The organism is Streptomyces sp. NPDC016851 (assembly GCF_055562795.1).
Genome location: NZ_JBVHEP010000006.1, coordinates 163,825 through 182,037, shown reverse-complemented (window position 1 = coordinate 182,037; position 18,213 = coordinate 163,825). Strand labels below are relative to the sequence as shown.

16 protein-coding genes are annotated in these 18,213 nt (G+C 72.2%); 5 read left to right on the top strand and 11 right to left on the bottom strand.

Going from position 1 to position 18,213, the window contains the following annotated elements; genetic code table 11:
- The first annotated feature begins 4 nt into the window (after positions 1-4).
- Positions 5-1,945 (top strand): fumarate reductase/succinate dehydrogenase flavoprotein subunit, encoded by a 1,941-nt coding sequence (locus ACZ3I3_RS12425; RefSeq protein WP_467364427.1) that lies wholly within the window; start codon positions 5-7, stop codon positions 1,943-1,945.
- Positions 1,942-2,718, top strand: coding sequence for a succinate dehydrogenase/fumarate reductase iron-sulfur subunit (locus tag ACZ3I3_RS12420; RefSeq protein WP_467364426.1), 777 nt, complete (start codon positions 1,942-1,944; stop codon positions 2,716-2,718). Before ACZ3I3_RS12425 ends, ACZ3I3_RS12420 begins: the two co-directional genes overlap by 4 nt.
- On the opposite strand, the gene ACZ3I3_RS12415 is transcribed toward ACZ3I3_RS12420, so the two are convergent.
- From ACZ3I3_RS12415 to ACZ3I3_RS12380, 8 genes are all read right to left on the bottom strand, one after another.
- Positions 2,693-3,688 (bottom strand): phosphotransferase family protein, encoded by a 996-nt coding sequence (locus ACZ3I3_RS12415; RefSeq protein ID WP_467364425.1) that lies wholly within the window; start codon positions 3,686-3,688, stop codon positions 2,693-2,695. The genes ACZ3I3_RS12420 and ACZ3I3_RS12415 overlap by 26 nt on opposite strands.
- Entirely contained in the window at positions 3,685-4,851 is a 1,167-nt protein-coding gene (locus tag ACZ3I3_RS12410; RefSeq protein WP_467364424.1) for a glycosyl hydrolase family 18 protein, read from the bottom strand. Before ACZ3I3_RS12410 ends, ACZ3I3_RS12415 begins: the two co-directional genes overlap by 4 nt.
- 67 nt (positions 4,852-4,918) lie before the next feature.
- On the bottom strand, positions 4,919-7,555 hold the full coding sequence (locus tag ACZ3I3_RS12405; RefSeq protein ID WP_467364423.1) for a SpoIIE family protein phosphatase: 2,637 nt from the start codon (positions 7,553-7,555) through the stop codon (positions 4,919-4,921).
- A 252-nt stretch (positions 7,556-7,807) separates the two neighbouring features.
- Positions 7,808-8,239 carry an ATP-binding protein gene (locus tag ACZ3I3_RS12400; RefSeq protein WP_467364422.1) on the bottom strand — a complete coding sequence of 144 codons (432 nt, stop codon included), beginning with the start codon at positions 8,237-8,239 and terminating at the stop codon, positions 7,808-7,810.
- 136 nt (positions 8,240-8,375) lie between these two features.
- The gene (locus ACZ3I3_RS12395) at positions 8,376-8,816 is read right to left on the bottom strand and encodes a (deoxy)nucleoside triphosphate pyrophosphohydrolase (protein ID WP_467364421.1); all 441 of its coding nucleotides are present in this window, start codon (positions 8,814-8,816) and stop codon (positions 8,376-8,378) included.
- Between the two features lie 76 nt (positions 8,817-8,892).
- The gene (locus ACZ3I3_RS12390; protein WP_399407027.1) at positions 8,893-9,087 is read right to left on the bottom strand and encodes an SPOR domain-containing protein; all 195 of its coding nucleotides are present in this window, start codon (positions 9,085-9,087) and stop codon (positions 8,893-8,895) included.
- A 341-nt stretch (positions 9,088-9,428) separates the two neighbouring features.
- Complete coding sequence (locus ACZ3I3_RS12385) at positions 9,429-10,181, bottom strand: GntR family transcriptional regulator (RefSeq protein WP_467364420.1); 753 nt, start codon at positions 10,179-10,181, stop codon at positions 9,429-9,431.
- Between the two features lie 147 nt (positions 10,182-10,328).
- Positions 10,329-11,492, bottom strand: coding sequence for a DUF4190 domain-containing protein (locus ACZ3I3_RS12380; protein ID WP_467364419.1), 1,164 nt, complete (start codon positions 11,490-11,492; stop codon positions 10,329-10,331).
- 98 nt (positions 11,493-11,590) lie between these two features.
- Between ACZ3I3_RS12380 and ACZ3I3_RS12375 the strand changes: the two genes are divergently transcribed.
- On the top strand, positions 11,591-12,808 hold the full coding sequence (locus ACZ3I3_RS12375; protein ID WP_467364418.1) for a serpin family protein: 1,218 nt from the start codon (positions 11,591-11,593) through the stop codon (positions 12,806-12,808).
- 20 nt (positions 12,809-12,828) lie between these two features.
- Here ACZ3I3_RS12375 and ACZ3I3_RS12370 read toward each other — a convergent pair whose 3' ends face one another.
- From ACZ3I3_RS12370 to ACZ3I3_RS12360, 3 genes are all read right to left on the bottom strand, one after another.
- Positions 12,829-14,409, bottom strand: coding sequence for a S8 family peptidase (locus ACZ3I3_RS12370; RefSeq protein ID WP_467364417.1), 1,581 nt, complete (start codon positions 14,407-14,409; stop codon positions 12,829-12,831).
- Between the two features lie 231 nt (positions 14,410-14,640).
- Positions 14,641-15,246: a dihydrofolate reductase family protein gene (locus ACZ3I3_RS12365; RefSeq protein ID WP_467364416.1), complete on the bottom strand. Its 606-nt coding sequence runs from the start codon at positions 15,244-15,246 to the stop codon at positions 14,641-14,643.
- Between the two features lie 125 nt (positions 15,247-15,371).
- Positions 15,372-16,202: an SDR family NAD(P)-dependent oxidoreductase gene (locus ACZ3I3_RS12360; protein WP_467364415.1), complete on the bottom strand. Its 831-nt coding sequence runs from the start codon at positions 16,200-16,202 to the stop codon at positions 15,372-15,374.
- A gap of 104 nt (positions 16,203-16,306) precedes the next feature.
- On the opposite strand from ACZ3I3_RS12360, the gene ACZ3I3_RS12355 reads away from it, so the two are divergent.
- Both ACZ3I3_RS12355 and ACZ3I3_RS12350 read left to right on the top strand, forming a co-directional pair.
- Positions 16,307-17,212 (top strand): LysR family transcriptional regulator, encoded by a 906-nt coding sequence (locus tag ACZ3I3_RS12355; protein WP_467364414.1) that lies wholly within the window; start codon positions 16,307-16,309, stop codon positions 17,210-17,212.
- 186 nt (positions 17,213-17,398) lie between these two features.
- Complete coding sequence (locus ACZ3I3_RS12350; RefSeq protein WP_467364413.1) at positions 17,399-18,184, top strand: sulfite exporter TauE/SafE family protein; 786 nt, start codon at positions 17,399-17,401, stop codon at positions 18,182-18,184.
- The last annotated feature ends 29 nt before the right edge of the window (positions 18,185-18,213 follow it).

Sequence of the window (18,213 nt, the reverse complement as noted above, 5' to 3'; positions counted from 1 at the left end):
TCTGATGTCCGTGGTCGACCGGCAGGAGTGGGACGTCGTCGTGGTGGGGGCGGGCGGCGCCGGACTGCGCGCCGCCATCGAGGCCCGCGAGCGGGGCGCCCGTACGGCCGTGATCTGCAAGTCGCTGTTCGGCAAGGCGCACACGGTGATGGCCGAGGGCGGTATCGCGGCGGCGATGGCCAACGCCAACGAGAACGACAACTGGCGGGTCCACTTCCGCGACACCATGCGCGGCGGCAAGTTCCTCAACCAGTGGCGGATGGCCGAGCTGCACGCGCAGGAGGCGCCGCAGCGGGTGTGGGAGCTGGAGACCTGGGGGGCGCTGTTCGACCGCACCAAGGACGGCCGGATCTCCCAGCGCAACTTCGGAGGCCACGAGTACCCGCGCCTGGCGCACGTCGGCGACCGCACGGGCCTGGAGCTGATCCGCACCCTCCAGCAGAAGATCGTCGCGCTCCAGCAGGAGGACTTCAAGGAGACCGGCGACTACGAGTCCCGGCTGAAGGTCTTCCAGGAGTGCACGGTCACCCGCGTCCTCAAGGAGGACGGGCGTGTCTCCGGCGTCTTCGGCTACGAGCGCGAGTCCGGCCGCTTCTTCGTCCTGGAGGCACCGGCCGTCGTCATCGCCACGGGCGGCATCGGCAAGTCCTTCAAGGTGACGTCGAACTCGTGGGAGTACACCGGCGACGGTCACGCGCTGGCGCTCCTCGCGGGCGCGCCCCTGCTGAACATGGAGTTCGTGCAGTTCCACCCGACCGGGATGGTCTGGCCGCCGTCGGTGAAGGGCATCCTCGTCACCGAGTCGGTGCGCGGCGACGGTGGTGTGCTGCGCAACTCCGACGGCAAGCGGTTCATGTTCGACTACATCCCCGACGTCTTCAAGGACAAGTACGCCGAGACCGAGGACGAGGCCGACCGCTGGTACGACGACCCCGACCACAACCGGCGTCCCCCCGAGCTGCTCCCCCGCGACGAGGTCGCGCGGGCGATCAACTCCGAGGTGAAGGAGGGGCGCGGCTCCCCGCACGGGGGCGTGTTCCTCGACGTGTCGACCCGGATGCCCGCCGAGGTGATCAAGCGCCGGCTGCCGTCGATGTATCACCAGTTCAAGGAGCTGGCCGACGTCGACATCACCGCCGAGGCGATGGAGGTCGGGCCCACCTGTCACTACGTGATGGGCGGCATCGCGGTCGAGTCCGACACGGCGGCGGCCCGCGGCGTGCCCGGGCTGTACGCGGCCGGTGAGGTGGCCGGCGGCATGCACGGCTCCAACCGGCTCGGCGGCAACTCCCTGTCGGACCTGCTGGTGTTCGGGCGCCGCGCGGGCTGGCACGCGGCCGACTACGCGGCGGAGCTGTCCGGGGCGCGGCCCGTCGTGGACGACGGCCAGATCGACGCCGCCGCCGCCGAGGCCCTGCGCCCCTTCTCCGCCGAGGCCGAGACCGAGGAGCCGAAGGGCGGCCCGCCGGAGAACCCCTACACCCTGCACCAGGAACTCCAGCAGACGATGAACGACCTGGTCGGCATCATCCGCCGCGAGCCGGAGATGAAGCAGGCCCTGGAGAAGCTGGGCGAGCTGCGGGCACGGGCCCGCCGGGCCGGCGTCGAGGGGCACCGGCAGTTCAACCCGGGCTGGCACCTCGCCCTGGACCTCAGGAACATGCTGCTGGTCAGCGAGTGCGTGGCGCGGGCCGCGCTGGAGCGCACCGAGTCGCGCGGCGGGCACACCCGCGAGGACCATCCGGGGATGGACCGCAAGTGGCGCCGGATCAACCTGCTGTGCGCGCTGACCGACCCGACGGGCGGTCTCGCGGCCACGGACCCGGTCCGCGGCCAGATCACCCTCGCCCGCGAGACCACCGAACCCATCCGTGCCGACCTGCTCGCCCTCTTCGACAAGGAGGAGCTGGTCAAGTACCTCGCCGAAGAGGAGCTGTACGAATGAGCAGCTACACGGCCCACTTCAAGGTGTGGCGCGGTGACGTGGGAGGCGGCGGCCTCGAGGACTTCAAGGTCGAGGTCAACGACGGCGAGGTGGTGCTCGACATCATCCACCGCCTCCAGGCCACCCAGGCCCCCGATCTGGCGGTGCGCTGGAACTGCAAGGCGGGCAAGTGCGGTTCGTGCTCCGCCGAGATCAACGGCCGGCCGCGGCTGTTGTGCATGACGCGCATGTCGGTGTTCGGCCGGGAGGAGACGATCACGGTGACGCCGCTGCGGGCGTTCCCGGTCATCCGCGATCTCGTCACCGACGTCGGCTTCAACTACGCCAAGGCCAGAGAGGTCCCGGCCTTCGTCCCGCCCGCGGACCTCGGTCCCGGCGAGTACCGGATGATGCAGGAGGACGTGGACCGTCCGCAGGAGTTCCGCAAGTGCATCGAGTGCTTCCTGTGTCAGGACACCTGCCATGTGGTCCGCGACCACGAGGAGAACAAGCAGGCCTTCGCCGGGCCGCGTTTCCTGATGCGGGTGGCGGAGCTGGACATGCACCCGCTGGACGCGGCGGCGGAGTCCGGCCTGGACCGCAAGACCACCGCCCAGGACGAACACGGCCTGGGCTACTGCAACATCACCAAGTGCTGTACGGAGGTCTGCCCGGAGGGCATCAAGATCACGGACAACGCGCTGATCCCTCTGAAGGAACGGGCGATCGACCGCAAGTACGACCCTCTGGTGTGGCTGGGCTCGAAGATCAAACGGCGTTCTTCAGCAGGCTGAGCGTCTGCTGGAGGTTGTGTTCCGCGATCTCCCGCATCCGCTCCGGGTGCGGGAAGTCGCCCTCGATGAGGGTCAGCGGGCCCGAGACCAGGCCGAGGTGCATCGAGAGGCGGTAGAGGCGCATGCGTGCTTCGTCCAGGCCGGGGGCGCGCAGGGCGTCGTAGTGGGGGCCGAAGCGGAGCTCGAGGAAGACGTGCTCGTGCTCCAGGTCGAAGTACATCAGGCCCTCGATGTCGATGAGCGCCGGCTGCCCGTCGGGGGTGAGCAGGACGTGGTCGGGGCCCAGTTCGCCGTGCAGGAGGGTCTGGCGGTCGCGCGGCCGGACCTCGGCGGCCAGGGCGTGGATCGTGTCCTCCAGTTCGCGGCGTACGGCGGCGGCACGGGGTTCGCGCCGGGCCGCTTCCGCGATGCAGCGCAGGGCGCCGCCGGTGATGCGCTGTTCGCAGGAGGCGCCGTGGGAGGAACCGCCGTTGTCGACGACGGCGACCTTCCCGAAGCGGGGGCCGGTGTGGGAGTGCAGCGTGGCGAGGAGTTCCGCCATCCGGTCCATGAGCCTGGGTGCCTCGTGCGGGTCCCGGGCGAGAGCGTCCTCCAGGCTGCCCCCGGTCATGTCCTCCACCACGGCCGCGTCGGCCGGGAGGTCGGTGTGCGTGGCGTCCGCGTACAGCAGGCGTGGGGTGCGGACGCCGGAGGCGGCCAGGCGGTCGTGGGCCGCCGTGAACAGGCCGAGGCCGGTGCCGTGGGAGAAGACGTCACGGGGGTCGGGCTCGGGCTGGTCCCAGTAGTCCTCGGCGGCCGACCACACGTAGGCGACAGCCGTGGAGTCGTCGTCGAGGGTCAGGCGGTAGACGCCCTTCTTGGTGCCGCCGCGCAGCCGTTCCACACCGGTGAGGGTGCGGCCGGGGCCCAGGGCCGCGCGGGCGAGGGGGGCGAGGTCGGTGCGGGTGAGCGGCCTTCGGGTCTGGGTCACCGCACCCAGTCTTCCTTGTACGCGCGCCAGTCCGCCTCGGTCGCGGCGAAGTCGATGTACAGCGCGACGCCGAAGCGGGCCCGGTCGGCGTCCGTGCGGGACAGGCCCAGGCGGACGCCCCGGACCGCGGCGGGCACGGTTTCGGCGTGGCCCCAGTGGTCGAAGTTGCTCTCCCAGTAGAAGGGCAGGCCCATCAGCAGGTCGGTCGAGGGCGGGGTGACCTCCAGGGCGAGGGAGGTCTGCTGGGCCACGTACCCGCCGTAGGTGCTCTCCAGGGGCTGCGCGGTGTCGTACGACATCACGGCGATCTGGTCGACGCGGCGGGCGACCTGGCCGAAGAACTCCTGGGACCACCACTTGGGGTGGTCGGTGAACGTCCCGGCCACGGAGTGGAGGGCGGGGAGCGGGTCGATCTGGTGGGCGGCGACGGAGAGCAGGGCGTCCCGGGAGCGGGTCTCGCGGCGCAGGGCGTCGAGGAGGGTGAGGTAGTTCCGGTCGTCGGAATGCAGGGGCTCCAGGTCGAGGTGGATGCCGTCGTAGCCGGTGTCCAGGACCTGGCGGGAGGAGCGGACGACGGCGGCTCGGGTGTCCGCGTTGTCCAGGCGCATGCCGTCGGGTCCCTCGGTGGCCAGGACATCGCCCAGGAAGGCCTGGACGCGGACGCCGGGGAGTTTGTCGTGTACGGCGTCGATGAACCAGCGGGCCCTTGGATAGACCGACTTGGGCAGAGTGCCGTCGTGTTCCAGCGGGCCGGAGTGGACGTACAGGTCGCGGATGCCGGTGCCTTGCAGGCGGCGGGCCAGGGCGGTGACGTCGGCGTCCTTCTTGCGGCCGTCGACCCAGGCGTGGCCGAGCCAGAGGGCGTCGCGGTTTCTGGTGTGAGTGCCTTGTGCGGGGTCGCCCTGGTAGTTGATGTAGAGGGCTGTTTCGGCGGTCAGGAGGGGGAGGAACAGGGCCAGGAGCAGGGCGAGCGTGGTGCGTCTGATCCAGCGGCGGCGCGGGCGTGCGGCCTCGGCTTCGCCTTCGGCCGGACTGTTCCCACCCGCACCACCCGTGCGGCCATCGTCGTCAGGTGCGGGTGGCCCCTGTGGGGGCTTCTCACCGTCGGCGGCTGCGGCTTCGGTTCCGGCTTCGCTCGAGGTCGTGCCCTCCACGCGGTCCATGCCGTCTCCCCCCGGTGATCGATCAGTGTCGGTGGGGAGGACGATCCGTACCGGTGTTCGGTTGCGATCAGAACAGGCTCAGCAGTGCCTCCGCCGGGTCCGTCAGGCTCGTTTCGCCACCCGGCAGGGGCAGTTCGAACCACACCGTCTTGCCCCGGGGCGTGCGGCGGGAGCCCCATGCCGCGCTGAGGAGGCCGACCAGTTGGAGGCCCCGGCCGCCCTCGTCGGTGTCACGGGCGCGGCGGCGGCGGGGCTGGACCAGGCCGGAGTCCCAGACCTCGCAGACCAGGGTGCGGTCCAGCAGCAGCCGCAGCCGGATCTCGCCCTCGCCGTAGCGCAGGGCGTTGGTGACGAGTTCGCTGACCAGGAGCTCCGTGGTGTCGACCAGAGGTTCCATGTCCCAGCTGAGCAGCTGGGCGCGCGCGTACTCGCGGGCCCGGCCCACGCTGCGCGGCTCGCGCGGCAGGGTCCAGTCGCCGACGGACTCGGTGGGCAGACCCTGTACACGTGCCATCAGCAGCGCGATGTCGTCCTCGCCGTGATGGGTGTCGAGGGTGTTGAGGACGTGGTCGCACACGTCCTCCAGGGGCTGGGTGGGGTCGGAGAGGGTGCTGACGAAGGCCTGGAGGCCCTCGTCGAGGGGGTGATCGCGGCTTTCGACCAGTCCATCCGTGTAGAGCGCGAGCAGGGCGCCCTCGGGGAGTTCGACCTCGACCTCCTCGAAGGGCTCGCCGCCGACGCCCAGCGGCAGGCCCGGCGGCACGTCGAGCATCAGGGCCGGCTCACCCGGCTCGACCAGGACGGGCGGCAGATGGCCCGCGTTGGCGAAGGTGCAGCGCCGGGTGACGGAGTCGTAGACGGCGTAGACGCAGGTGGCGAGGTACACCTCCGACAGGTCCGCCTCCCGGGGGCGGCGGGCCGCCCGGGTCGCCTGCTGCACTCCGCCCGGGGCGCCGAGGCCGCGGGCGATCTCGTCCAACTGGGAGAGCACCTCGGCCGGTTCGAGGTCGAGCTGCGCCAGGGTGCGTACGGCCGTACGGAGTTCGCCCATGGCGACGGCGGCGCGCAGGCCGCGGCCCATGACGTCGCCGACGACCAGCGCGGTGCGGTGCCCGGGGAGTTCGATGACGTCGAACCAGTCGCCGCCGACCTCGCTGGGCCGGCCGGTGTTGGCGTTGCCGGGCAGATAGCGGCAGGCGATGTCGAGGCCGGAGGCCTCCGGGTCGCCGGGCGGGAGCAGGGACCGTTGCAGTATCAACGCGCGTTGGTGCTCCCGCCGGTAGAGGCGGGCGTTGTCGATGCAGACGGCGGCGCGCGCGGCGAGTTCGACGGCCAGGTCCCGGTCGCGGTCGCCGAACGGCTCGCTGCCCTTCGTACGGGCGAACTGCACGAGCCCGACGACGGTGTCGTGGGCGACCATCGGCACGGCGAGCGTGGACTGCACGAGTCCGCCGTCCTCGCCGGGGACGGTCTGCGGGCGGGCCGTGCGCAGGGCGTCCGCGCAGGGCGAGTTGAACGGGTAGTGGTGGACGGCGCCGACCGCGACGGGCACCCCGGTGCCGGTGAAGGGCGCGTCGGAGACGGCGCTGGCGAAGGCCACGCGGCGCAGTTCGGCGCTGCCGTCGGCGAGCCCGGGCGGGGTCTCGTCGCCTACCAGCAGGCCCTGGTAGAGGTCGACGGTGGCCAGGTCGCAGAAGCCGGGCACGACGACGTCGAGGAGCTGACGGGCCGTGGTCTCCAGGTCGAGGGAGTTGCCGATGCGGGCGCCGGCCTCGTTCAGCAGGGCGAGGTTGCGGCGGGCGGCGGCGGCCTCGCGGGCGGCGGCGCGGCGCGAGGTGATGTCCGTGCCCAGCCAGGCGATGCCGATGGGCCGGCCCGAACCGCTGTGCACGCGATAGAGGTTGACGGACCAGTGGCGGCGCTCGTCGGAGCCCGGCACGAAGCCCGTGACGTGCATGTCCGTGATGGAGTTGCCGGTCTCCAGGACGCGGCGCAGCGTGGCGGCGACCCGCTCGGCCTCGCCGCGCTGGAGGTAGTCGTGGACGCCCTTGCCGCGGTGGTCGTCGGGTTCGCCGCCGAAGACGGACGCGAACCGGTGGTTGGCGCGGCGGACCCGCAGATCGGAGTCGATCAGCAGGAAACCGAACGGGGATTGACCGAAAATGGCCTGCGAGGCGGCGAGGTCGGTCTCGATGCTGCGCAGGGTGCGGACGTCGACGACGATGCAGACGGCGGCCTTCTCGCCGTCCTCGGTGCGCGTCGGCATGACGTACACCTCGGCGAGTCCCTCGCGCCCGCACTCCCCCTCGGCGTCCTTGGGCATACGGAACGGCACCACGCCGGTCCACTCGCGGCCGTCGAGGATCTCGGCCATCTTGCGCATGCCCCGCTCGCGCAGGCTCGGGTCGATGAACGCCGCTATGGGGTCCATGCCGACGGCGCGTTCGGCGGGGATGCCGAAGAGGTGCTCGGCGCGCAGGCTCCACTGGTCGACCAGGCCGTCGGGGCCGATGGAGAAGGACGCGACCTTGATGTAGTCGTAGATGGATCCGGGGGGACTGCTCTGCCACATGGCGTCCCCGGGCTGCACCCCGTCGGCCGCGAGCGCACCTCCCACCGCGGAGGCCAGGCCGTCCGCGGCCATCGCCCTCGCGCCCTCCGACGGGTCCTCGGACTCCGTGGCCTTCGCTGGTATCTCGCTCACGCGAACCGTCCCCTCCAGCTCACCGCGTCCGGCACCGGTCACCGGGGGCGGCTGCCCGCAGTATCCAGCACTACGGTGCCGCACAACACGGTGTTCACGATCACAGCACGGTCCCGATGGTTTTCGGTCCGGACCGTGACAACACTTCCAGTCTTCTAACCAGGGGACACGTCGTCGAATCCCGTCCGTCGGCAACCGCCACTGGCCTGAACCATTCGCTCGACAGCGTCCGGGCGGACGTACACCGATTTTTCACTCCGGAACGGCGAGTTCGAACCACACGGTCTTTCCCACGCTGCCCGGCCGCGTGCCCCAGCGGCGGCAGGAGGAGGCCACGAGTTGGAGCCCGCGGCCGCTCTCGTCCTCGGGTCTGGCGGCGCGCTCGCGGGGCGGGTCGGGGAGCGGGTCGGAGACCTCCACCAGCAGGACGCCGTTCAGTTCGGAGGGGCGGACCAGGCGGACACCGATGGGGCCCGTGGCGTGCCGCAGGGCGTTGGTGACCAACTCGCTCACCAACAGCGCCGTGAGGTCGGCCAGGCTGTCGAGGCCCCAGCCGAGGAGCCGGCCGCGGACGGCCTGGCGTGCGGTGCGCACGGCGCCCGGCTCGGCGGGAAACGTCCACTCGGCGCGGTCACCTTCGGTGTCGATCACGCCGATCACTTCCCCGGCAGCGGGCTCACCCATGTCCTGTTTCATGGGGTTAATGGGCACATACCCGATATCCAGGGCGGAGTACCGCATGGGGCAGCGCACTGTGGCACGAAAGGCGTACAGGGCGCGAGCACAGCCGTCTTCGGACCTCACACGCCCTCGGCCTGCCTCAGGCGCCGGGCACTTCTCCGGTACGGGAGCCGCCGTCGAGAGGTCCCAGGTGTGCGAGTGTCTGCCGCAGCGCGGGCACGTCCTGGTCGAGCCAGTCCACGTCCCAGATCTCGTCGGGGCCGAGCCAGCGCAGCGCGTCGTGGTCCTGAAGGGGCTTGGGAGCGGCGGAGCCGGGCCGCAGTCGCGCGGTCCACACCTGCAGTACGTACGGCGACTTCAGCGGCCACTCCCCCGGGACGCGCCCGTGGGCCTCGGCGTCGACGCCGAGTTCCTCGCGCAGCTCCCGCACGAGCGCCGCGTCGGCCGTCTCCCCCGGCTCGACCTTGCCGCCGGGCAGCTCCCAGCGCCCGGCCAACTCGACCGGCGCGCTGCGCCGGGCGGCCAGCAGCCGCCCGTCGTCGACCAGCGCGGCACCCACGACGACGATCCGCTCACTCATGCGGGGAGCCTACGACGACTCCTACAACCGCTCCGACCGCTCCGACCGCGATCCGATCCGGACGACAGGGCCCAGGTCAGTCGTGCGCCGCCCCCGACCCGTTCTGGCCGAGCCGCTCGACCCAGTACAACTGCTTGTGGCCGCGGCCGTCCAGGCTGTCCGCGATCTTCTGGGCCTCGGCCCGGGTCGCGTACCGGCCGACGCGGTAGCGGTTGCCGTTGTCGTCCTCGCGTATCACGAGCCAGGGAAGAGTGATCGTGCTGTCGTTCATCGCGCCCCTCCACTTCCCACTCGCGGCCTGTGCCGTGCCCCACCCGATAAGGAAACCGCAATGCGCATATGCCCGAGCCTACGCCTAACCTTCACGCAGCGAATACGGCTTTTCACAAAGAGGTACGCAACCGGCCAGAACACAGGGGGCGCACGACAACGAACGCGCCGTCCGTGTACCTCGACGCACCCGGCCGGAGGCATACCGCATACGCCGCCGCCGACCTGCGAGAACGGCGGCCGGCTCGGGGACAACGACCGATCCGGCCGGGGACGGCCGGAGCGGTGATCGTGTGAGCGGGGCGCGCGGGGGGCGCGCCGCGGGACTGAAGTGAGCGTTCGCTACTTGACCGGAAGGTGGTAGGCGACCCGGTACCGATCGGCCGGGATGACCACGTCGGCCGTCTCGACCGGGCGGCCGGAGGCGTAGAACGTGCGCTGGACGACCAGGACCACATGGCCGGGGACGCCCCCGAGGACGAGCAGCTCCTCGGCGAGGCCGGGGCGGGCGCCCACCTCCTCGGTGACGTTGTCCACGATCACGTCGATCGCGCGCATGCGCTCGACGACCCCCATGCCGCCGAGCGGCCCCTCCTCCGGCAGCATCACCGGCGTACGGCCCGTGAGGGCGAGGGGCTCCCAGGAGGTGGAGAGCATCATCGCCTCGCCGCCCTCACGGAAGAGGTACTTCGTGCACATCACGCGCTCGCCCGGCTCGATGCCCAGCCGCTCGGCGACCGCGACACTGGCCTCGGCCTGCTCGCTGCTGGACTCCCAGGTGCCGCGCCCCTCGCCGTCGGCCTGTTCCTGGCGGAACGGCGTGGCCCCGCCGGTCGGGCGGTATCCGGAGCGGGCGATGCGCCGGGGCACGGGCCGCTCGCGCACATACGTCCCCGAGCCGGAGCGGCCCTCGACCAGGCCTTCCGCCATGAGCACCTTGCGGGCCTCCAGGGCGACGGTGTCCGAGACGCCGTACTCCTGGCGGATTCTGGCCTGGGAGGGAAGGCGGGTGTGCGGTGGCAGCTGTCCGTCGACGATCTTCTGGCGGAGATCACCCGCGACGCGCAGATACGCCGGCTGCTCACCGAATGTCACTGGCCGCTCCCATCAGGTTGTACAGACAGCAACAGCGTGGCAACCGTAGGTTGTGCGGTGCAAGCAAAGGCCAGAGAATCACTCGATGTGATGACATGGGGGCCCCGAGGGCTTTACGCAGGCACTTTCTCCCCGCTATAGCCGCCGTCACACCTCGGCTTCGGAGTCCCCGCCCTCGGTCTCCCCCGGGGTGGGCGGGGCCGTCGCGAGCCCGAGGGCCTTGCGCGCGGTGACGGTCGCCGGGCCGTCGACGTACGCGTAGGCCTTGTCGTAGTGCGTGTAGTACGTGTCCGGGTCACCGGCCGTGCTCGCCTTCGCCCACTGCTCACGGGCGTCCTCCATGTCCTTCACCAGGCCGGCGACGGGCTTCTGGGCGCCGGACGGCCAGGAGTGCCCGCGCAGTGCCTCGATCTGCTCGCCCATCACATCGTGCACCTGGGCGGCCCAGGCCCGGTGTCCGGCGAGGTCGTCCTCGGGGGTGTCCTCGGGCTCCTCGTACAGCGCCGCGTCGACGGCGTTGGCCGCCGACAGGAAGACGACCTGGTCGGTGTCGAGCGTGGTGGGGTCGCCGCGCAGGGAGCCGGTCAGTTTCGCCTTCGCGTCGCTGTGGCCGAAGACGCAGCTGATCGCGCGGTCGCCGTAACGCCAGCTGTCCCGGGACGGCATGAGGAAGTACACGTCGACGTCGGCCGGCATCGCCCAGGAGTCCATGGCGTACTGGTCCTGGAGCGCGTAGCACCTCTCGTCGGCGATGTCGGTGATCTCGGCGTCGCCCGGGAAGGCGCCGCCCGGCAGGGTCACGACCGCGAACACCTCACCGTCGTGCCCGCCCGCGCAGGACACCCGGTCGACGTCGTAGGTGTCGCCCTCCAGACCGCCGGGCGCGTCGAAGCAGTCGCCCTTCCCCAGCGAGAGGCTCTCGTTGCCCTGCGCGCCGTCCTTGAACCCCTCCCAGGCCTCGGACAGCACGCCCGTGGACAGCGCCGCCGCCCACAGCGCGATCCCGACGGACGACAGCACGGCCCCGGCGATCGCCAGCCCCCGGCCGCTCTGCCCGTTCCGCCTGATCTGCCGCAGCGCGATCAGCCCCAGCACGAGCCCCGCGGCGGGCAGGAAGCAGAGCACGCCGAGCGCGAGCGCGGCGACGGCGAGCGCGTTGACGGAGACCGGGGCCGGGGCGCCGTACGGGCGGCCGGTGGGGCCGTAGGGACCGTAGGGGCTGTAACCCTGGGCTCCCTGGGGCCAGTTCGCAGGCGGCGGGCCGAACGGGTCCCGGGGCTGCTGGTTCCCGGGGGGCGGGGGTATCGACACGGGTACGGTGCTCCTGGCTGAGGCGGTGGGAGAGAGCGGCCGTGCGGAAACCGACGTACGGCTGGCCGCATCGTAAGCGGCACGGTGACGAGGGCGGAATGCGGACGATCGACACGTCGGTAGGAGCGGTGAACCGCCTGACGGCACGCTGGGCGGCGGGGATCCGCGCGGGCACGGTGTTCTCGGCGGCCGGGGTCTGGCCACTGCTGGCCTTCCTCACGGCCGGGGCGACGGGCCGGGCACGCGAGGAGCTGACCGAGGCACTCGGCCTGCCGGCGGACCGGGCGGGCGCGGCCGGGCGGGAGTTGCTCGGGGTGCTGGCGGAGGTGGACGGCCTGGAATCCGCGCTGGGGCTGTGGACCGAGCGGACCGTGGAACTGCGGGAGGAGTGGGCGGCGCACCTCCCGGTGGGAGCGCACGGGGTGCTCACGGGCGAACCGGAGGCCGACCGGCGGGCCCTGGACGCGTGGGCCGCGCGGCGGACGGGCGGGGCGATCGAGCACCTGCCGGCGGCGCTGCGGCCGGACACGGCTCTGGTGCTGGTGAGTGCGCTGGTCCTGCGGACGGACTGGGAGGTGCCGTTCGAGGGGCATTTCGGCGGCTGGCTGGGCCGTTACGGCTCGGCCGGGCTCGTGCGGGAGGTGCCGGACATCGACGGCGTCTCGGTGGCCCGGGCCGGGCCGGGAGCCGTGACGCGGGTGGTCGTGCGCGGGGACATGGGCGTCGACGTCCATCTGCTGCTCGGCACGGAGCGGATGGGGCCGGGAGAGGTGCTGGCGGCCGGGACGGACCTGCTGGCGGGCACGCTCGACGCGGTCCCGGGAAGCCGCCTCCCGGAGGGTGCCGCCGGCCCGGGCGTGTCCGTCCACAAGCGGCGCACCCACACCGCCGAGCCGCCGTCCCTGACCCTGTTCACCGTGGAGTTCGCCCTGCGGGCCGAGCATGATCTGCTGGCGTCGCGAGGGCTCTTCGGCCTGACCACGGCCGCCCGGGACACCCCGGGCCCCCTCCCCTTCCCGGGAGTGAGCCCCACGCCGCTCGTGCTGCGCTCGGCGCGGCAGACCATGACGGCCACGTTCGGCGCGGAGGGCTTCAAGGCGGCGGCGGTGACCACGATGAGTGCCCTTTACCGGGGCCGGTCGCGGGAGGAACCGCCGTACGAGACGGTCAGGGCGGTGGCGGTCTTCGAGCGGCCCTTCGGCCTGCTCGCCGTCCACCGCGAGACGAGCCTCGTCCTCGCGGCGGGCTGGGTCGCCGACCCGAAGCCCTTCCCGGAGGACGAGGACGCCTACGTGCCGGCCACGTCAGGAGACTGACGGCCGGTCACGGTACGAGGTCAGAACTGGAGCGCCCAGGCGTCGATCCGCCCGGTGTCGAAGCGGGCGTTGTCGCTCACCCGCAGCTTCCACGTGCCGTTCGCGGTCTCCGAGGAGGCGTTCACGGTGTACGTGGTGTCGATGTTGTCCGCGCTGCCGCCGGTGCCGTACGCCTTGAGCGTGTACGCCGTGCCGTCGGGGGCGATCAGCTGGACCTGGAGGTCGCCGATGTAGGTGTGGACGACGTGGACCTCGACGGCCAGGGCCGAGGGCGCGTTGCCGGAGACGCCCGAGACGGTCACCGGGGACTCGGCGGTGGCGTTGTCGGCGATGGCCTGGTCGGCGGTGTTCTCGAAGCGCGGGCCGGGCGGGGTGGTCGTACCGCCGCCGACGTTGAGGAGCCGGTTGGGTGAGCCGGTGCCGGGGCCGGTGACGACGCCGGTGGTGGCGGCGGCCGTCAGCGCGGCGGAGACCTGCGCGGGAGTGGCCGCGGGGTTATCGGCCAGGTGGAGGGCGGCGGCTCCGGCGACGTGCGGGCTCGCCATCGACGTACCGGAGATGGTGTTGGTCGCCGAGTCGCTCGTGCTCCAGGCCGAGGTGATGGACGAGCCGGGCGCGAACAGGTCCAGGACCGAACCGTAGTTGGAGTAGCTCGCCTTGGCGTCACTGGACGTCGTGGCGCCGACCGTGACGGCCTCGGTGACGCGGGCCGGCGAACGGGTGGAGGCGTTGGTGGACTCGTTGCCGGCCGCGACCACGAAGGTGACGCCGGAGGTGATGGCGTTGCGTACGGCCGTGTCGATGGCGGTGTCGCCCGGACCGCCGAGGGACATGTTGGCGACGGCCGGCTTGACGGCGTTCCGGGCGACCCAGTCGATGCCCGCGACGACCTGGGCGGTGGTGCCCTGGCCGGAGTTGTTGAGCACCCGGACGCCGACGACCTTGGCCTTCTTGGCGACGCCGTAGGCACCGCCGGCGACCGTGCCGGCGACGTGTGTGCCGTGGCCGTGGCCGTCCTGGGCGGTGTTGTCGTTGTCGACGGCGTCGTAGCCGTAGGAGGCACGGCCGCCGAAGTCGCTGTGCGTGATGCGGACGCCGGTGTCGATGACGTACGCGGTGACGCCCTCGCCCGCCTTGTCCGGGTAGGTGTAGGAGCTGTTCAGCGGCAGGTTCTTCTGGTCGATGCGGTCCAGGCCCCAGGACGGCGGGCTGGGCTGCGTCCCGGTGATGCGGAACGTCCTGTTCTGGACGACGGAGGCGACGGCCGGGTCGGCGGCGAGACGTTTCGCCTCGGTCTCGGACGCCTCGACCTCGTAGCCGTTCAGGGCCTTGGTGTACGTCCGCTCGATGTCGGCGCCGTACTTGGCCGCCAGGGCCCGGCCCGCGGCGGAGCCGGCCTTCTGCGTCTTCAGGGTGACGATGTAGCTGTCGGCGACGGCGTTCGCCGCGCCCTCGTACTGAACGCGCCCTTCGGAGGCGGCCGGTGCCGCGCCGGCGGGGAGGGCGGAGACGAGGCTCGCGACGAGCGCCGCTGTGGCCGTCGCGCCGAGCGCGGCCAGTCTTCGCCGGGTGGATCCGTGGGGAGTACGCATCACTGCCATCTGAGGGGTCCTCCTCAATCGGTGGTGCGCTGTGGGGTGTGGTGCACGCCCGTCGAAGCCACCCTAGAGTCATGGTCATGTCAAACCTGGGTGACTCCTGTGCGTCAGCCGAAAGATTGAGGCCTCCACAGGAATTGCACAAGGGTCCTGCACGGCCGAGGCCGGGGACATCAGCGCCCTGCGCCAGGGCGCCGAACTCCTCCGGCCTGGTCGGGAATGGTGCGAGACCGCCTAGTAACTGTCGTAGCCGGGCTCACCCTTCGGCCGGTAGACGCCGACGACGGTGCCGCCCTTCGTCGTCGAGACGCTGACCGGCTCCAGCGCGGAGGGGATCGCCCCGTCGGCGAACAGCCGCTTGCCGGTGCCGATGATCACCGGGTGGATGGTCAGCCGGTACTCGTCGACGAGGCCGTGCCGCATGAGGGTCTGGGCGAGGTCACCGCTGCCGACGACGTTGATGTCGCCGCCGTCGGACTCCTTCAGCTCGCGTACGGCATCGACGGTGTCGCCCTCCAGCAGCGTGGAGTTCTGCCACTCGACGGACGTCAGGGTCCGGGACGCCACGTACTTGTGCATGCTGTTCATCCGGCCGGTGAACGGGTTGCCGGGATCGGCGGTCGGCCAGTACGACGCGAAGATCTCGTACGTCTTGCGGCCGAGCAGCATCGCGTCGGAGTGCTCGTACCAACCGGCGATGGCCGAGCCGACCTCGTCGTCGACCACCGGCTTCTGCCAGCCGCCGTGCTCGAAGCCGCTCTCCGGGTCCTCGTCCGGACCGCCCGGCGCCTGCATGACGCCGTCCAGCGTCAGGAACGTGCAAACGATGATCTTGCGCATGGTGTGCTCCCTTCGTCGACTGGTAGACCGCGCCACCGTCGGAAAATCATCGGCGGAACGTCCGCGGCGCGGCACGCCCGAGCATCCGGGGGCGAGGGTCGCGGATGTGCACGAGGGGGCGACGGTCAGTCGTCGAACCCCGTGGCCCGGGCCCGCTTCTCCCACGCCAGGACCTCGTCGCGTACCTGGTCGAGATGGCCGAGGACGGCGCTGACGCCGTCGTCGCCGAGGGGCAGACGCAGCGGCGTGGTGTCGGCGTCGAGCGCGGCCAGGATGAGGGCGGCGGCCTTGGCCGGGTCGCCGGGCTGGGTGCCGTCACCGCCGGCGACCGCTCCCCGGGTCCGGCTCACCTTGCCGTACACGCCGCTGTCCGCACTGGTACCGGCCCGCCCGGTCTCGAACAGCCCCGTGCGGAAGGCGCCCGGCTCGACGATCAGCACCTTGACGCCGAACTCCGCGACCTCGTCCGCGAGTCCCTCGGACATGCCCTCCAGGGCGAACTTCGTCGCGCTGTACGCCGAGAAGCCCGCGAAGGACATCTGTCCGCCCATGCTGCTCATCTGGACGATCGCGCCCGACCGGCGCTCGCGCAGGTACGGCAGCACGGCCCGGGTGAGGGCGGCCGGGCCGAAGACGTGCACCTCGAACAGCGCCCGCAGCTCCTCCTCGGTGGTCTCCTCGAAGGCACCGACATGGGTCCGGCCCGCGTTGTTGACCAGGACGTCGATCCGTCCATGCCGCGCCACGACGTCCCGTACGGCGGCCTCGGCGGCGCCCGTGTCGGCGACGTCCAGGCGCAGTGCCTCCACCCGGTCGGGGTGGGCGGCGACCAGGTCGTCCAGCGCCTCGGGGCGCCGGGCCGCGCCGACCACCACGTCGCCCGCGGCGAGGGCCGCCTCGGTGATCGCCCGGCCGAAACCGCTGCTCGCACCCGTGATCAGCCACACCTTGTTCATGACAGCTCCCCGTCTCACGTCGTCACGCGCTCGTGTCGTCACGCCGATCAGCCTCTCGCCCGTCCCGCCGCCCGGTCCAAGACCTTTGGTGATAACCAATGGCTATGACCCTGGACGTTCATGTGCGCGACCTGCGCTACTTCGTGGCGGTGGCCGAGGAACTGCACTTCACCCGCGCCGCCGAGCGCCTGTACGTGTCACAGCCCGCGCTGAGCAAGCAGATCCGGGCGCTGGAGCGGCAGTTGGGCATCGAGCTGTTCCGGCGCGACCGGCACGGCGTGGCCCTCACCGACGCCGGTACGGCACTGCTGCCGCACGCGCGCCGGGTGCTGGACGCGTGGGAGGAGGGTGCGGCCGCGATGGACACCGCCCGGGCGGCGCGGCGCAGCACGCTGGTCGTGGGCATGAGCACCAGCCCGGTCCGCGGCGGCCTGCTGCCCGCGATCCGCTCCCGCTTCACGGCCGCGCACCCGGAGACCCTCCTCCGGCTGCGGCAGGTCAACTGGGAGGACCCGACCGCGGGCCTCGCCGACGGCGCCGCGGACGTGGCCTTCGTCTGGCTGCCGCTGCCCGGCCAGGAGCGCTACGACTGGACGGTCGTCGCCGAGGAACCGCTCATGGTCGCCCTCCCGGACACGCACCCCCTGTCCGACCGCACCGAGGTCGACTTCACGGACCTGCTCGACGAGCCGTTCCTCGCGCTGCCCGAGAGCACGGGCCCGCTGCGCGACTTCTGGCTGGCCCTGGACGCCCGCGACGGCCGCCCTCCCCGGATCGGCGCCGAGATCGCGAGCACGGAGGAGACGTACGAGGCGCTGACCGCCGGTCTCGGCGTGTGCCTCGTGGCCGCGGGCAACGTCCCCCTGCTCACCCTGGGCGGCGTGACCGCCCGCCCGGTGCGGGGTGTCACACCCAGCCGCTATGTCCTGGCCTGGCGCCGGGAGGACGGGCGACGTCCGCTGGTCCGGGCGTACGCGGAGGCCTGCCGGCGGGTCACGGGCCGGGAGTAGCCGAGCTGCTCCCCTGGCCGAGCCGCTCCGGCCCTGGCCGAGCCGCTCCGCCTCCGGCCGGGCCGACGCCCCCCGTCGACGCCCACGCCCGCCGCTCATGAACATCTCGTTGCACGCCACCCCCGTAGCCCTCCGGGCCGCTGATACTGACCGGACGTTCGAAGGGCCGGGGGAAGCGGGGCGACGGTGGGCTGGACCGTGTGGGGAGGGCTGGCCGCCGGGCTGGTGATCGCGACCGTGACCGCCCCGGTCGGAGTCTCCGGCGCGGTGTTCCTGCTCCCGGTCCAGCTGAGCGTCTTCGGTGTGCCCAACCCGGCGGTCACCCCGACCAACCTGCTGTACAACGTCGTGGCCGGACCCGGAGCCCTGTGGCGCTACCGCCACGACGGCGCCCTGCGCGGCGACCTCGCCCGGCGTCTGGTGCTGGGCACGCTGCCCGGCGTCCTCCTCGGCGCCACCGTCCGGGTCTTCGCGCTCCCCGGCCCGGGCGTCTTCCGGCTCCTGGCCTCCGCCCTGCTGCTGCCGCTCGGCCTGTGGCTGTTCCTGCGCGCCCTCGCCCCGGCACGCCACCGCCCGTCGCCCGCGGCTGAGTTGGCCCCGCGCACGCTGACCGGCCTCGCGCTGGCGGTCGGCGTGGTCGGCGGCATCTACGGCATCGGCGGCGGCTCCCTGCTCGGCCCGGTCCTCGTCGGACGCGGCCTGCCCGTCGCCCGCGTCGCCCCGGCCGCGCTCGCCGCCACGTTCGCCACGTCGCTCGTCGGCGCCACCGCCTACGCGCTGTTGTCGCTGATGAGCTCCGGAGAGGTCGCCCCCGACTGGTGGCTCGGCCTCGCCTGCGGCACGGGCGGCCTCATCGGCGGCTACCTCGGCGCCCGACTCCAGCCCCGCCTGCCCGACCGGGCCCTGCGCCTCCTCCTCGGCACCCTCGCCACGGCCGTCGGCACGCTGTACGCCGCCCAGAGCCTGGGCTGACCGCCCGAGCCTCGTAGAGACCGACCCTG